Origin of the sequence: Gordonia insulae (genome assembly GCF_003855095.1) — a bacterium.
Lineage (GTDB): Bacteria > Actinomycetota > Actinomycetes > Mycobacteriales > Mycobacteriaceae > Gordonia > Gordonia insulae.
Window position 1 is genome coordinate 5,305,478 of the sequence record NZ_CP033972.1, and the last position, 15,660, is coordinate 5,321,137.

Annotated in this window: 15 protein-coding genes; 12 read left to right on the forward strand and 3 right to left on the reverse strand. The window is 67.4% G+C overall.

Translation table 11 applies throughout. The features are described 5' to 3' along the window. Positions 1 to 123 precede the first annotated feature (123 nt). From mftA to D7316_RS24285, 5 genes are all read left to right on the forward strand, one after another. Entirely contained in the window at positions 124 to 216 is a 93-nt protein-coding gene (gene mftA / locus D7316_RS24265) for a mycofactocin precursor MftA (RefSeq protein ID WP_124710535.1), read from the forward strand. Beyond that, entirely contained in the window at positions 216 to 605 is a 390-nt protein-coding gene (gene mftB / locus D7316_RS24270; protein ID WP_124710536.1) for a mycofactocin biosynthesis chaperone MftB, read from the forward strand. Before mftA ends, mftB begins: the two co-directional genes overlap by 1 nt. 48 nt (positions 606 to 653) lie before the next feature. Continuing rightward, entirely contained in the window at positions 654 to 1,931 is a 1,278-nt protein-coding gene (gene mftC, locus D7316_RS24275) for a mycofactocin radical SAM maturase (protein ID WP_124710537.1), read from the forward strand. Between the two features lie 90 nt (positions 1,932 to 2,021). Beyond that, positions 2,022 to 3,218: a pre-mycofactocin synthase MftD gene (gene mftD / locus D7316_RS24280; RefSeq protein WP_124710538.1), complete on the forward strand. Its 1,197-nt coding sequence runs from the start codon at positions 2,022 to 2,024 to the stop codon at positions 3,216 to 3,218. Between the two features lie 108 nt (positions 3,219 to 3,326). Continuing rightward, the gene (locus D7316_RS24285) at positions 3,327 to 4,139 is read left to right on the forward strand and encodes a mycofactocin-coupled SDR family oxidoreductase (protein WP_124710539.1); all 813 of its coding nucleotides are present in this window, start codon (positions 3,327 to 3,329) and stop codon (positions 4,137 to 4,139) included. Positions 4,140 to 4,214: 75 nt separating this feature from the next. On the opposite strand, the gene D7316_RS24290 is transcribed toward D7316_RS24285, so the two are convergent. Next, a complete protein-coding gene (locus tag D7316_RS24290; protein WP_124710540.1) occupies positions 4,215 to 5,327 on the reverse strand; it encodes a CaiB/BaiF CoA transferase family protein in 1,113 nt (370 codons plus the stop codon). Between the two features lie 182 nt (positions 5,328 to 5,509). On the opposite strand from D7316_RS24290, the gene mftE reads away from it, so the two are divergent. The 7 genes from mftE (at position 5,510) to D7316_RS24325 (ending at position 13,229) form a co-directional block, all read left to right on the forward strand. Continuing rightward, a complete protein-coding gene (mftE, locus tag D7316_RS24295) occupies positions 5,510 to 6,256 on the forward strand; it encodes a mycofactocin biosynthesis peptidyl-dipeptidase MftE (protein ID WP_124710541.1) in 747 nt (248 codons plus the stop codon). Next, on the forward strand, positions 6,253 to 7,689 hold the full coding sequence (mftF, locus tag D7316_RS24300) for a mycofactocin biosynthesis glycosyltransferase MftF (RefSeq protein WP_124710542.1): 1,437 nt from the start codon (positions 6,253 to 6,255) through the stop codon (positions 7,687 to 7,689). Before mftE ends, mftF begins: the two co-directional genes overlap by 4 nt. Positions 7,690 to 7,692: 3 nt before the next feature. Beyond that, positions 7,693 to 9,018 carry a mycofactocin system GMC family oxidoreductase MftG gene (gene mftG / locus D7316_RS24305; RefSeq protein WP_124710543.1) on the forward strand — a complete coding sequence of 442 codons (1,326 nt, stop codon included), beginning with the start codon at positions 7,693 to 7,695 and terminating at the stop codon, positions 9,016 to 9,018. 39 nt (positions 9,019 to 9,057) lie between these two features. Then, complete coding sequence (locus tag D7316_RS24310) at positions 9,058 to 9,483, forward strand: PPOX class F420-dependent oxidoreductase (protein WP_124710544.1); 426 nt, start codon at positions 9,058 to 9,060, stop codon at positions 9,481 to 9,483. Positions 9,484 to 9,513: 30 nt separating this feature from the next. Continuing rightward, a complete protein-coding gene (locus D7316_RS24315) occupies positions 9,514 to 10,191 on the forward strand; it encodes a FadR/GntR family transcriptional regulator (protein WP_124710545.1) in 678 nt (225 codons plus the stop codon). Positions 10,192 to 10,307: 116 nt separating this feature from the next. Next, the gene (locus D7316_RS24320; protein ID WP_232017221.1) at positions 10,308 to 11,426 is read left to right on the forward strand and encodes a CynX/NimT family MFS transporter; all 1,119 of its coding nucleotides are present in this window, start codon (positions 10,308 to 10,310) and stop codon (positions 11,424 to 11,426) included. 207 nt (positions 11,427 to 11,633) lie between these two features. Next, on the forward strand, positions 11,634 to 13,229 hold the full coding sequence (locus tag D7316_RS24325) for a DUF222 domain-containing protein (RefSeq protein WP_232017057.1): 1,596 nt from the start codon (positions 11,634 to 11,636) through the stop codon (positions 13,227 to 13,229). A gap of 15 nt (positions 13,230 to 13,244) precedes the next feature. On the opposite strand, the gene D7316_RS24330 is transcribed toward D7316_RS24325, so the two are convergent. Next, on the reverse strand, positions 13,245 to 13,973 hold the full coding sequence (locus D7316_RS24330) for an aspartate/glutamate racemase family protein (protein WP_124710547.1): 729 nt from the start codon (positions 13,971 to 13,973) through the stop codon (positions 13,245 to 13,247). A 17-nt stretch (positions 13,974 to 13,990) separates the two neighbouring features. Beyond that, on the reverse strand, positions 13,991 to 15,559 hold the full coding sequence (locus D7316_RS24335; protein ID WP_124710548.1) for an NCS1 family nucleobase:cation symporter-1: 1,569 nt from the start codon (positions 15,557 to 15,559) through the stop codon (positions 13,991 to 13,993). Positions 15,560 to 15,660: the final 101 nt, after the last annotated feature.

Below are 15,660 nucleotides of genomic sequence, written 5' to 3' on the forward strand. Positions count from 1 at the left end.
CCGATGGTGTCATCGTCACCTGTCCAGAAGGTCAGTTTTGGGTTCGGGGTGTTTTTATGCACCGAGTGCCATTATAGTATCTGGTGATCCGCATCACTACCGAGAGAAATGGGAGGTTGGATCATGGCCGATCAGGTATCCGCTCAGGAGAACGAACTCGTGGGCGAATCGCTCGTCGAAGAGGTGTCGATCGACGGGATGTGCGGGGTCTACTGATGTCCACCCCGACATCGAGTCCGGTTGCCGGCGGCCGCAGTGATGCGGCCGCCGGGGCCGGGCCGTCCCCCCGATTCGACGCCCCTGGCTTCGACACCCCTGACTTCGACACCCCTGGTTTCGACACCACCGACGCCTGGGTGCTGAACCCGAAGGTCGCGCTGCGGCCGGAACCGTTCGGTGCCCTGCTGTATCACTTCGGAACGCGCAAGCTCTCGTTCCTCAAGAACCTCACCGTCGTCGGCATCGTCAATTCACTCGGCGATCACCCGACCGCAGAGCATGCCCTGTCCGCTGCGGGTATCGGTGCACCGGAACGTCCCCTCTATCTGCAGGCGCTCGGTGCGCTCGCGGACTCGGGGATGATCGTCCGCCGCGCCGACGCCTGACCGGCGACCGAAACCCGCACAGACTCGCCCCAGCCCGAGGAGTCCTCGATGACCACGCTTGAAATGCCGCCCACCGCACACGGTCTCGCCGTGCCCGAATCGCAGCCCGCCGCACCACCCAAGGTGGGCCGTCTGGTCGACCAGTTCGAGAAGGGACTCGACGCACCGATCTGCCTCACCTGGGAACTCACCTACGCCTGCAACCTGGCGTGTGTGCACTGCCTCTCGTCGTCGGGTAAGCGTGACCCGCGCGAGCTCTCCACCGAGCAGTGCAAGGCGATCATCGACGAACTCCAGCGCATGCAGGTGTTCTATGTGAACATCGGCGGCGGCGAGCCCACGGTCCGCCCCGACTTCTGGGAGCTGGTCGACTACGCCACCAGTCACCAGGTCGGCGTCAAGTTCTCCACCAACGGCCTGCGCATCGACAAGAAGGTCGCCGCCCGCCTCGCGGCCTCGGATTACGTCGACGTCCAGATCTCGCTGGATGGAGCGACCGCGGAGGTCAACGACGCCGTGCGTGGTCCGGGTTCGTTCGACATGGCCGTGCGAGCCCTGGAGAACCTGCACGAGGCCGGCTTCGCCGACGCGAAGATCAGCGTCGTGATGACCCGGCAGAACGTCGAGCAGCTCGACGAGTTCAAGGCGCTCGCCGACCGGTACAACGCGACCCTGCGCATCACCCGCCTGCGGCCGTCGGGTCGGGGCGCCGACGTGTGGGACGACCTGCACCCGCTGCCCGAACAGCAGCGTGAACTCTACAACTGGCTTGTCGCACATGGTGATGGCGTCCTCACCGGCGACTCCTTCTTCCATCTGTCCGCGTTCGGCGGGGCCAATGGCGGTGGCGCGCTGCCGGGTCTGAACCTGTGCGGCGCCGGGCGCGTGGTGTGCCTCATCGACCCCGTGGGCGACGTGTACGCCTGCCCGTTCGCGATCCACGAGAACTTCCTCGCCGGCAACATCGTGAGCGACGGCGGGTTCCAGCAGATCTGGCAGCACTCGGATCTGTTCACCGAACTGCGCGAACCTCAGAACGCCGGGGCGTGCACCAAGTGCGCGCATTTCGACGCGTGCCGTGGTGGCTGCATGGCCGCGAAGTTCTTCACCGGCCTGCCCCTGGCCGGGCCCGATCCGGAGTGCGTGCAGGGCTACGGCGAGCAGTTGCTCGCCGGTGAGCGCACCAAACCGACTGCGAACAAGGATCATTCGCGCGGCACACCGCTGACGCTGATGACCCGCCGACCGGACGGCGACCTCTTGCCGGTCGGCTCGCCACCCTCGAAGAGTTGCGACGAGAACCCGTTGGCGGGTTTCTCCGTCTAGACCCCCGTAGCGGCGACGCTGCACGCCCCGTCGTTCGACGCGGGGCGTGGTCGTGGCGCCACCAACACAACGAAGTAGGTAGGAAGAACAATGGCCAATCCCTGGGCAAAGAACCCGTGGTTCGAGACCGTCCACGAAGCGCAACGGCGCGCCAAGAAGCGGCTGCCCAAATCGGTGTACTCGTCGCTGGTCGCCGGCACCCAGGCCGGGATCACCCTCAAGGACAACACCGACGCCTTCTCCGAGTTGGGCTTCGCGCCGGTCGTCGTGGGCTCCCAGGCCGACCGCGAGTTCTCGACGACGGTGATGGGCCAGGAGATCTCCTTCCCGGTGATGATCTCGCCCACCGGGGTGCAGGCCGTCGACCCGGACGGCGAGGTCGCCGTCGCCCGTGCGGCCGCCGCCCGCGGTACCGCGATGGGATTGTCCAGCTTCGCATCTCACCCGATCGAAGAGGTCACCGCGGTCAACGACAAGGTCTTCTTCCAGATCTACTGGCTCGGTACACGCGACGAGATCCTCGCCCGCGCCCACCGCGCCAAGGAGGCCGGCGCCAAGGGGCTGATCGTCACCACCGACTGGGTGTTCAACGTGGGTCGGGATTGGGGTAGCCCGGAGATCCCGGAGAAGGTCGACTTCCAGGCGCTGCTCAAGCTGGCGCCGGAGATCGCGGTCAAGCCACGCTATGCGCTGGACTGGATTCGCGGCGGCAAGGTGGAGATCCCCGACCTGACCGCGCCCAATCTGGTGCACAAGGGTGAGCAGGGTCCGACGTTCTTCGGCGCGTACGGGCAGTGGATGGGTACCCCGCCGCCCACCTGGGACGACCTCCAGTGGCTGCGCGAGCAGTGGGACGGACCCTTCATGGTCAAGGGCATCACCCGGCTCGACGATGCCAAGCGGGCGGTCGACATCGGTGCATCGGCGATCTCGGTGTCCAATCACGGTGGCAACAACCTCGACGGGACGCCGGCGACGATCCGGCTGCTCGGCCCGATCGCCAGGGAGGTCGGCGGCCAGGTCGACGTGCTGCTCGACGGTGGCATCCGCCGCGGTAGCGACGTCGCCAAGGCGCTCGCCCTCGGAGCCCGCGCGGTGATGATCGGGCGCGCCTACCTGTGGGGTCTGGGCGCCAATGGTCAGGCGGGTGTGGAGAACGTCCTCGACCTCATGCGGATGGGCCTCGACGGGGTGGTCATGGGCTTGGGGCACAAGAGTGTTCACGATCTCTCCCGAGACGATCTGATCATTCCGGACGACTTCGAACGCACCTTCGGGGACGGCTGAGCGATCGTCTGCCAGTGGGCACCCGCCACAAAGTAGAACGTGTTACAGTTTTGCCTGTGACGGTTGCCTGTGGCGGGTGACCGACGAGCAGACGAGGACACGGAGCGGATGGGGCAGTTCGACGGCAAGGTCGTCTACATCACCGGCATCGCACGCGGGCAGGGGCGCAATCATGCGCTGCGCTTCGCACGTGAGGGGGCCGCGATCATCGGTATGGACATCGCGGCGTCGGTGGCCGATCACACCACCTATCCGGCGGCCACCGCCGACGACCTCGCCGAGACCATCCGTCTCGTCGAGGAGGCCGGTGGCAAGATCCTTGCCCGGCAGGGTGATACGCGCGATCTGGCGTTCCAGCAGCAGCTGGTCGCCGACGGTGTGGAGCAGTTCGGCCGCCTCGACGTCGTCGTCGCCAATGCCGGCCTGCTGACCTGGGGCAAGGTGTGGGAGCTGACCGAGGAACAGTTCACCGACGTCGTCGACGTCAATCTGGTCGGCACCTGGAAGACGCTGCGGGCCGCGATCCCGGCGATGCTCGAAGCCGGGAACGGGGGCTCGATCGTGGTCATCAGCTCGTCGGCAGGACTGAAGGCGATGCCGCTGCAGGCGTCGTACTCGGCCTCCAAATTCGGCCTGCGCGGGCTCACCCAGTCCGCGGCCAAGGAACTGGGTCACTACCGGATCCGGGTCAACAGTGTGCACCCCTACGCGGTCGACACCCCGATGGGGGTGGGCGACACCGAGGCGCACCGCATCTTCGGTATCCCTTGGGTGGGACCGCATCTCACCTCGATGATGAATCACCACCCCGTGGCCTCGCTCGACGAGATCTCCGACGCGGTGCTCTATCTCGCCTCCGACGGCGCCAAGGCCGTCACCGGCGCCGAGTTCCAGATCGACATGGGCGCCACCAAGGTCTGACCGCCGCCCGCCGTACGGGCGACACAGCAGGACGAGCCGGCACCCGAAGGGTGCCGGCTCGCTGTGCTCGAGGGGTCAGTCCTGCCAGAGGGTCGTCGCGTCGATGGCCTCGCGGGCCGGCCCGGCCGGCGTCTCCGGAGAAGTACGGGAGAAGCGCGGGGCCACCTGCGCCTGCATCACACCGTCGATCTCCACGAGGTTCGACCGTGCCGACATGTGCGGGTCCGCCGGCGCCTCGCCGAAGTCGAGGACCGGCGACGTGCACGCATCGGTACCGTCGAAGACCTTGGTCCACTCGTCCCGGGTGCGCGACTTGAAGGTGTCGGTGAACACCTCTCTGAGCTTGGGCCAGTTGGCAAAGTCGTTCTGGCCGGGCAGATCCGCGTCGGCGAGCCCGAGCCCGGAGATCAGTTCCGCGTAGAACTGCGGCTCGATCGCGCCGACGGCCATGTACTTGCCGTCGGAGGTCTCGTAGACCTCGTAGTAGGGGGCACCGGTGTCGAGCATGTTCACGCCCCGCTCGTCGCTCCACAGCCCGGTCCCGCGGAACGCCCACATCATCTGACCGAGGACCGACGCGCCGTCGACCATCGCGGCGTCGACGACCTGCCCACGGCCGGAGCCCTGACGTTCCAGCAGTGCGGCCAGCACCCCGACGACGAGGAACATCGATCCGCCGCCGAAGTCACCCGCGAGGTTCAGCGGCGGCACCGGACGATCCTCTTTGCGGCCGATCGCATGCAGCATGCCGGTCAGCGAGATGTAGTTGATGTCGTGGCCCGCACGGTCCGCCCGGGGGCCCTCCTGGCCCCATCCGGTCATCCGGCCGTAGATCAGTCCCGGATTGATCGCGGCGAGATCGTCGGGCCCGAAGCCCAGGCGCTCCATCACGCCGGGGCGGAAACCCTCGAGGATCACATCGGCCTTGGTGATCAGGCGCAGGATGGTGTCCCGGTCGGCCGGGTCCTTGAGGTTGGCCTCCACGACGGGCCGTCCGCGTAGGAGTGCGTCGGCGTTGCGGCCGGCCGCCGGCAGCGATCCGGGGCGCTGTACCCGGACCACGTCGGCGCCGAGATCGGCGAGAAGCATCGCCGCGTGTGGCCCTGGCCCGATGCCGGCGAACTCGACCACGCGGATTGCGCTGAGGGGCCCGCTCTTTCCGCTGCTGCGCGGCGCAGTTGACGTCATGACTGTCCTCCCGATCGGAACCCGATCGATGTGTCGGGTCTCACGTTTGTGGGTCCAGCATTACACAACCGATCGATCACTCGGGAAGGTGGGCGGCCGAACCATCGCGAATACGGGAATCGGAGGGAGCAAATGCGCCGACACGGTTAACACGCGACGGTGCCGTCGCTAGAGTTGAGCGAATGGGACGTCGGGCCGCGCTGGGACAGTTGTACTGGCCAGAATTGTCCGGACGATCGGTCACCCTCCTCGTCCCACTGGGCGCGACCGAACAGCACGGCCCTCATCTTCCGCTCGACACCGACAGTCGGATCGCCGCCATGGTGGCCACCCGCGCAGCGGCTCGTCTGGGCGCCGACGAGTCGTCGGAGGGTGTCGCCGGCCCGGTCGATTCGCTGGTCTTGTCGGCGCCCGGCCTGAACTACGGCGCGAGCGGCGAGCACGAGGGCTTCCCTGGCACCATCTCTCTCGGACATGAGGCACTGCATCTGATGTTGGTGGAGTACGGCCGCAGCGCTTGCCGCTGGGCCGATCGGGTGGTCTTCGTCAACGGCCACGGCGGAAACGGTCCGACGCTGGTCTCCGCGGTGGAGCGACTCCGCTACGAGGGCCGCGACATCGCCTGGTATCCGTGTGCCGTGCCGAACTCCGATGCCCATGCTGGTCACACCGAAACTTCTGTGCTGCTGCACTTTTCGCCCGACGACGTGACCCTCGCGCAGGCGGAGGCGGGCAATGTGGCGCCGATCGCGACCCTGCTGCCGTCGATGCGTACGGGTGGTGTGGCGGCGGTGAGTCCCAACGGGGTGCTGGGTGACCCGGTGGGGGCGACCGCGGAGCAGGGCGAGCTGATGGCCGAGGGTGTGGTGACCGGCTTGGTCGATGCGCTGCGTTCCTGGTCGGTCGCGGCGAACGGCCGGATCGGATGACCGCGGTGGAGCGCGAGCCCGAGGCCGCCGCGGTGATCGACCACGCCCTTCCCGACGGCTTCCAGGTGCAGATCGACATGCGCTGCGCACGCAACCGCGACCTGCGCTACCTGGTCGGGGGGTCGCCCACCCGGATGTTGCGCCTGACCGACGCGGCGCTCGGCATGACCTCCGCCGAGGGGCGCATCGAGGTGTGTGACTCGGCCACCCGCAGTCTTGCCCGTCGGTTGCTCGACAGCGGAATCGCCAACCCGCGCCCCATGTTCGGCCCGCGACCCGATGCGGTGACCGTCGTCGTCCCGGTGCGTGGCAACCAGGCAGGAGTCGACCGGCTCCTGCACGCCGTCGCCGGGACCAAGGTGATCGTCGTCGACGACGGCTCCGCGGAGCCGATCCGGGTGAGCGGCCCAGACGTCTCACTGATCCGCTTCGACGAGAACCGCGGCCCCTCGGCGGCACGCAACGCCGGTGCCGCCGCGGCGACCACCGACTTCGTCGCCTTCCTCGACTCGGACGTGGTCCCACCGGCCGACTGGCTGACCATGCTGCTCGGACACTTCTCCGATCCGGCGGTCGCGATCGTGGCGCCGCGTATCGTCGGACTGCGCCGCGGCGATCACGATCCGTCGATGGCCGAGCGGTACGAGAACGGCTACTCGTCTCTCGACATGGGCCCGGAGGAGTGCTCGGTGGTGCCCGGCAGTCGGGTACCGTATGTGCCCAGCGCGGCAATGCTGGTGCGGCGCACAGCTTTCGGTGGATTTGACGAGAGTCTTCGAGTGGCCGAGGACGTCGATCTGTGTTGGCGCACGCACAAGTCCGGGTGGCGGGTGCGCTACGACCCGGTGGCGCACGTCTCCCACGACCACCGCACCGACGTCCGTTCCGTGCTGGACCGTCGCCGCTACTACGGCACCGGCGCCTCGTACCTGGCGGACCGCCACGGCGGCTTCGCGGCGCCGGTGGTGATGTCGATCCCGATGGCCGCGGCGGTGGTCGCGCTACTCACCCGCACGAAGATCGGTCTGGCGATCGCCCTCATCATCGTCGGCCAGATCGGGATGCGCCTGCGACGCCGCCTGGGCGAGCTCCCGGAGGCGCCCATCGTGGCGACACAGATGACCGGCCGGGCCGTCGGATTCGGGCTGCTGCAGGCAGCCGGAGCCGTCTGTCGGCACTACTGGCCGGTGGCCGTGCTGCTCGCCATCTTCTCCGCGCGTTTCCGCCGCCTCGTCATCGAGATCGCGATCGCGGAGGGGATGGTCTCCTGGATTCGGCAGGTGGTCGCCGAACCTGCGGCCGGGCCGGCACTGGGGCCGGTGGCCTACACCCTGTTCCGTCGGCTCGACGACCTCGCGTACGGCGCCGGGCTGTGGCAGGGGGCGTTGCACCATCGCGACTTCGGTGCGCTGCGTCCCGTTCTCACCAGGTAGCCCATGACGGCTGCCGATCTGCCGACCGCGGTCGACGTGGTGATCGTCGGGGCGGGCAGCGCGGGCTGTGTCCTCGCTGAACGGTTGTCGCGCAACCCTGATCGGTCGGTCCTACTGCTGGACCGGGGGCCGGCCGGATGGCCGTCACCGACGGTCCGGGACCTCCACTCGCTGCCGATCACGGCCGACTCGCCGTACGCACTTGCCTACACCGAGGCGTCCGGCCTCGGGATCGTCCGCGGGCGTGGTCTCGGCGGATCGTCGTCGGTCAACGGCGGATACTTTTTGCGCTGGCACGCCGACGACTTCGCCGGGTGGCCGACCGGGTGGCACCCCGACGACATCGACCACGCCTATCGGGAACTCGACGGACCCGGCGGCACCATGAACGTCTCCGCGTTCGGCGACGACGAGCTGGCCGCGGTGGTCCCGAGGTTCGAGGAGTACTGGAGCCGGACACTCCCGGTGCGGCCGCACGATGAGCCGTGGCCGGTGGTGGGCGTCAACCGGGTCCGGTCCAACCGTGAGGGCACCATGCGGCGGACCGCGGCCGAGGCCTACCTGCGGGCGGCGCTGAACCGGCCCAACCTGATCGTCCGCGCCGACGCCGAGGTCGACGCGCTGGTCTCGAGCGGCCGGACCGTGAGCGGTGTGCAGGTGGGCGAGGACGTGGTCGGCTGCGGCGAGGTGCTGCTGTCGGCGGGCACCCTGGGCACCGCGTCGATCCTGCTGCGGTCCGGGCTCGATGTACTCGCCGGGGCCGACGAACTCCCCGTGCACGAGCACCGCGAGGTGCTGGTGCACTACCGGCGGCGCGTGGAGGATCGCCGGACGCCGTTGTTGCAGTCAGTGGTGCACACCGATGATGGACTCGAAATACGTTGTTACAGTGACGATATGGCGCGGTATATCGCGGGCTTGCCGCCGGTCGGGCCCGCGGTCGGGGTCGCCGAGATGCGGCCGGGCGCGCCCGGGGCGATACGGATGACCACGGCCGGACCCATCATCGACCTCGGTGTGGTGGAAGGTCTCGAGGCGGCCAGGCTCGACCGTGGCGTGGGCGAGGTCCTCGAGATGTTGCGATCGGCGACGTTCGCCGATCTGCTCGAGTCGGACTCGGTGGCGGTCGACCCGGTCGTACGGACCTCGCAGCACGCATGGGGCTCCATGCCGATGGGCACGCGGACGGATTGGCTCGGCGCAGTCGTGGGTATGCACGGACTCCGGATCGTGGACGGGTCGATCCTGCCGACCGGTGGCAGCAGCGGGCCGCACGCCACCATCATGATGGTCGCCTGCGCGATCGGCGATCGGTTGGCCCGAGCCTGACGGGGGTGCCGTGATCTCCGGCGGACGTAGGGTGGGGACATGGCCTCTCTGGACGACCCGAAGATCCGCGAATTCCTGACCGGTGGCACCAAGACCGGGCACCTGGGGTACCTGGCCAAGGACGGTCGGCCGCTGGCCGCGCCGATCTGGTTCGTGCTCGACGGTGACCGCATCGCCTTCAACACGGGTGCCACCACCGCGAAAGGTCGCGCAATACAACGAGATCCGCGAGTCGTGCTGACCGTGGACCTACCGGAGCCGCCGTACGCCTTCGTCCAGATCCAGGGCGTGGTGGTGATCGATGAGGATCTCGACGAGGTGCGGAGGATCGCCACCCTGTGTGGCGGTCGCTACATGGGCCCCGACCGGGCGGACGAGTTCGGGGCGCGCAACGGCGTCCCCGGCGAGCTCGCGGTGTGGATCGACACGACAAAGGTGATCGCGGGGCTCGACGTCTCCGGCTGAGCAGCAAACATGGGATGTTAGGCTTTTTGCATGTCGGATCTGATCACGCCACCTCCGCGTACCAGTGAACTCGTGGTGAGTCGCATGCAGGAACTCATCCGGACCGGCGACTGGCCGGTGGGTGGTCGCATCCCGGCGGAGCCCGCACTCGTCACCCAGTTCGGTGTGGGGCGCAACACGATTCGAGAAGCCGTACGCGCGTTGGAGCACTCCGGGATGCTGGTGCCGCGCCGCGGTGACGGTACCTACGTGCGTAGCCGCAACGTTCTGGCCGCAGCGATCGAGCGCTGCGTTCCGCGGTCGGACGTCCTGGAGCTGCTCGGTGCCCGTCGCGCCGTCGAGGTGGAGGCGGCGGCCGCCGCGGCGGACTGCGCGACGACGGCGCAGATCGAGGGTCTGCGCAGCCTGCTCAGTGCTACCGAGGGCGCTCTCGAGGTCGGCGACCACGCGGCATACACCCAGTCCGACATAGCATTTCACGCTGCGGTGGTCGCCGCGTCCGGGAACGGCCTGCTCGTCGAGCTGTACGGCGGGATCGTCGAGGTGATGCAGCGCGTGCACTCCGCGGTGCTCGATGCGAGCCGGGCCGACGGAGTGCATCCGCCGGGACATTCGGTGGTCGTCGACGCAATCGAGGCGGGTGACGCGGCTGCGGCCCGAGCGGCGGTCCACTCCTATCTCGACCATGCACGCGACGGCCTGACATGACGGCACGACGACCGGCGGTCGAGGTCTCGCCCGACCCTGCGGACGAGACGGTGCTGCCGGCGCGGGATGCGAGTGCGCCACGCGGGATCGCCGCCGTCGTGGCCGCCATCGGCATCATGCTCGTCGCGGCGAATCTGCGTCCACCGGTGGTCTCGGTGGCCCCGCTGGTGGACGACATCATGACCGACATCGGATTCAGCAGTGCGGCAGCCGGTTTGCTGACGACGCTACCGGTGCTCTTCTTCGGGCTCAGTGCGCCGTTCGCGCCCCGGATCGGGGCCCGGTTCGGTATCGAGCGGACGATCTTCGGCTCATTGATCGTGTTGATCGCGGGGATGTGCCTCCGGTACCTGCCGAACACCGTGACGCTCCTCGTCGGTTCGGCGGTCATCGGCGCGGCGATCGGTGTCTGCAACGTGGTGTTGCCGGCATTGATCAAGCGTGACTTCGCGCATCGATCGGGCCTGATGACCGGGCTGTACTCGATGACCCTCTCCGGTGGTGCGGCGATCGCCGCGGCGCTGACGATTCCGATCGATGAGCGAGTCGACGGCAACTGGCGACTCACCCTGACTTCGTGGTCACTACTCGCGGTGGTGGCGCTGGTGGTCTGGGTGCCGCAGCTGTCGAGGGTGCATCGCGTGGTCGTCGACCACGCTCCGGTATCGCTGTGGCGCAATCGGATCGCATGGTCGGTGACCGTCTTCATGGGCGCCCAGTCGCTGATCTTCTACACCTTCAGCGCATGGCTGCCGCAATATCTGCTCGATCACGGGCGGACCGACGGGCAGGCGGGGGCGATCCTCGCGATCGGTCAAGTGGTCGCGTTGCTCTCATCGTTGCTGATCCCCATCGTCGCGGGGCGATTCGCCGACCAGCGGTTGATCACCCTGTCGGTGGTCGGTGTGTGCGCGGTCGGTTTCATCGGCCTGCTGGCGACCGATCAGGTCGTGACCCTGTGGGTCATGCTCATCATGTTCGGGCCTGGTGCCTCGATCAGCCTGGCGCTGCTGTTCATGGTGCTGCGCAGCCCGTCGACCGCGGTGACCGGCCAGGTGAGTGGCATGGCCCAATCGGTGGGTTACGCCGTCGCCGCGTTCGGTCCCATTCTCATCGGGGCGCTGCACGACGTCACGGGGTCCTGGAATGTGGCGATGGCGGTGCTGGGTCTGGCGTTGCTCCCGCAGGGACTGGCCGCCCTCCTGGCCGCGAAGAACGTCACGATGCGGGTGTGACACGCGAGGCCTTGGCCTCATCTGCCGGCTTCGGTCGGTCGGCCCGCGGGTCGGTCGATCTTGTCAGTGGCCCGTTGTAGAGTTCTTGGCAGCAGGAACAAATGATGTGATGATGCGGGTGGAGGGCTTGGTGCCCTTGGCCTTTCAGGAAATGTTGATGCCGGAGCTGTCCTGCGGTGGTGTCCATTTCTCTGGAAGGTGGTTGCGGTGTCGGGTCGGGCGTGGTCGGTGGCGTCGTGGTGGGCAGCGGCTTCGCCGTGGCCGGATCTGCCTGCGATGTTCACCGGACACGTCGAGGTCGACGAGGTCGGCGAGGCCGACATCAATGATCTGATCGGCAGTCTCGTCGCCACCCAGCGGGGTCGCTCGTTTCTGGCGTGGCGCGACTATCAGGTGGCCGCCGAACTGCACTCGCGGTTGGTGCGCACCGAATCCGACCCGCACGATCTCTTGCTGGTCGATGGTCTTGCTGAATGTGCCGCCCGGATCGCGATCACCTTCGGGATCGGACAGGGCACAGCCGAACGACTGATCACCGAGGGTCTGGCCCTGCGCGACCGGCTTCCGCAGGTGGCGCAACGGTTGCGCGACGGTCGGATCTCGGCCGAGCGCGTGAAGTCGATCATCGCGCGCACCGACCTCGTCGACGGACATGACTGTGCCGCCGAGGTTGATGCCGACATCGCCGCCCGCCTGGACCTGCACCAGGGTGCGTGGTCCTCGGAGCGGTTGCGCGACATGGTCGATCGCATCGTCTACCGCCACGATCCCGATGCGGTACGCGAACGCCGTCAGACGGCCTTGGATGCCCGCGGTGTGCACACGCAGCCGCTGCCCGACGGCATGGCGAGGTATTCGGCGACCATGTCAGCGGAGAACGCGCGACTCTCGGATGCCTGCGTGAAGGCGCTGGCCGAAACGGTCTGTGCCCATGATGCGCGGACCGCGCAGCAACGCCGCTCGGATGCCGCGTTCGCCCTGTTGACCGGCACCGCGTTCGAATGTGAATGCGACGGCCAGGACTGCACCGCCGTCACCCCCGAGCAGGGCGCCGCGCCGCCGACCGGCAGCAGAGTCGTCGTCCACGTGGTGGTCGACGAATCCACCTTGAACGGCGACGCCGACAACGCCGGCCACCTCGCGGGACACGGCGTCATCTCCGGCGAACACGCCCGCGACCTCGCCGCGCGCCCCGACGCGGTGATCAAGCCGTTGGTGGCCAAGGGCACACCCGAGAACGCCGACGGCCCGTTCACCCTGCCCGCGCACCTGCCGTCGGATCCGTATCGGCCGAGCACCGCGTTGGACACGTTCGTGCGCATCCGGGACGGCTCCAGCGTCATCCCCGGCTCGACGGTTTCGGCATTCGACGCCGACCTCGACCACGTCGGCGAGTTCGACCACGAGAATCCCGCGCAGGGTGGCCCTACGTCGCCGGACAATCTCAACGCGAAGCACCGATTCGGGCACCTGCTCAAGACCTTCGGGAAGTGGGTCGATGATCAGTTTCGCGATCGCCACGGCGACCTGCGAACCGAATTCATCACCCCCGAGGGCCTGGTGATCCCCGGCGACCCGGAGAACCTCGAAGTCCTGTTCCCCGGCTTGCGGAGGATTCGATTCACCGGGCCGCCGCTCGGCGACGCCGGTCCCGACGCCGGCGACCAGCCACCTCCCGCCCGTCGCATGAGCCGGGTGGCGGCCAAACACGCTCGCCGACGCCAGGAACGCGAGCGGAATCGGCGACGTCGCGAATCGGAGGGCGAATCGCATGGGGGATCCGACACCGGCCCCGAGAGCTGACCAGATGGCCCGGGCTCACGTCCGTCCGAAACCCTCCAGCGGACCGGAGTAGATCTTCGTTGGGGGAGAGGCGAACTCGCCGGACGCCGTGCCCGTCCGCAGCCCCATCGCGGCCATCGACGACAGCATGCCGACCCCGGCGGCGACGCCGTCGATAACCGGGGCGCCGATCGCATCGCTGATGCGGTGGGCGAGGTCTGCCATCCCGGCACAACCGAGGACGATGGCATCGGATCCGTCGGCATGAAGCGCTTCGCGGCAGGCCTTCTCGAGGATGTCCGCGGTTGCCGGGTTGGTCTCGAGTTCGAGCACGGGGATGTCGCAGGCATGGATACCCCGGCACTGTCGGGCGAATCCATAGTGCTCGACCAGATCTCCTGCGCGCCCGATCGTTCGGTCCAACGTGGTGACGATCGAGAAGCCACGACCGAGGGGCGCCGCGACATGCATGGCGGCCTCCGCGATGCCGAGCACCGGGGCCACCGCGATCTCACGCGCGGCGTCGAGTCCGGGATCACCGAAGCACGCGATGAGGTAGCCGTCGTGATCCGGATGGTCGTCGATGGCACGCAGCAGACCCGGTACGGCGAGCGCCTCGTCGTAGTGACTCTCGATGGACGCCGGACCCATCGGTGAAGTGACAGCGACGATCTCGGCGTCGGGTCGGGCAACGGAACGCGCCGCGACGGCGATGACCTCGGTCATCGCCGTCGCGGTGTTCGGATTGATGACGCAGATGCGCATCGTCGGCGGCGTCACTCTCAGAGCGCGGACGGCTCGAGCTTGCCGTCCTTGGCCGTGGGGAGCACGGCCGGCTCCTCGCCGGCGGTGTAGATGAAGCTCGCGGGAGCGAACTTCATGCCCAGCCAGTAGATCAGGGCGCCGGCCGCCGCGCCCATGAACCAGGTGAAACTGGCCTGATATGCGGTGCCCCAGATGACGAAGCTGATCGGCAGGATCGACGCCACGATCACCGCGATCACCGCGATCGGGTTCCATCCGTTCCGATAGGAGTACGACTTCCCGGCGTCCATGCTGAACAGATCGTCGACCTCGATCTTCTGCTTCTTGATGACGTAGAAGTCGATGATCAGGATGCCGAACAGCGGACCGATCACCGCGCCCAGCGTGTCCATCGTGTAGTGGATGGCGGTCGGGTTGTTGAACAGGTTCCACGGAGTGATCAGCACCGAGCCGACCGCCGCGATCATGCCGCCGGTGCGCCAGGTGATCTTGGTCGGTGCAACATTCGAGAAGTCGAAGGCAGGCGACACGAAGTTGGCCACGATGTTGATGCCGATGGTGGCGATGGCGAAGGTCAGCACGCCGAGCACGGCCGCGGTGGTGTTGTCGATCCGGTCGACGATGTGCACCGGATCGGTGATGATGCTGCCGTCCTCGTCGGTACCGATCACCGTGGCACCGGCGGACACCGTGCACACCACCAGCAGCGAGAAGAACAGGAAGTTGACCGGCAGACCCCAGAAATTGCCCTTCTTCACCTCGGCGAACGACTTGCCGTAGCGGGAGAAGTCGCCGAAGTTGAGCATCGGACCGGAGAAATACGAGACCACGAGGGCGAACGCGCTGATCATCTGGGTGACCGACGACCAACCCGACAGCCCCGGACCTTCGGAGAGATCAAAGCTGACGTTGCTCCAGCCGGCCTTGACGATCAGGTATGCGGCCAGCGCGATCATCACGACATACACAGCGGGACCGCAGAAGTCGATGAACTTGCGGATCGTGTCCATGCCGTTCCAGAACACGAACGCCTGCAGGATCCACATGAGGATGAAGCCGGCCCACCCGAGAGTGCTCAGACCGAGGAAACCGTGCTGATCGACGTCGCCCCACGGCGCCAGCCCGGGCCAGAACTTCAGCGCGAGCAGACCGAAAGCGACTGAGGCCAGGTAGGTCTGGATGCCGTACCAGACCACCGCGATCAGGCCGCGGATGATGGCCGCGATATTGGCGCCCTTGACGCCGAATGCGACTCGCGTGGTGACCGGGTAGGGGACACCGGCCAACTGTGACGGCTTGGCCACCAGGTTGCACAGGATGTTGACGGCGACGATGCCCACCAACAGCGCGACCAACACCTGCCATGCGGCGATCCCCAGGGCGAAGAGGCTGCCGGCGAAGACATATCCGCCGACGCTGTGCACATCGGACATCCAGAAGGCGAAGATGTTGTACCACGTCCACTTCTGTTCCTTCAGTGGCGCGAGATCGGAATTCGTGAGGTTCTGGTGATACCCCAGTTTGATGACGCTCTCGCCGGCAGCACTCTCGTGAGCTGTCGCGACGTCGGCAGAAGGTGCAGACATGGTGGTTCTCCCGGTCGGACGGAGTCAGCGACGGACGGTCGGGGACGCTGATGTGATCACGCTAAGAACGCTTTGTTACCCGGGAATTAACGGATAGATAT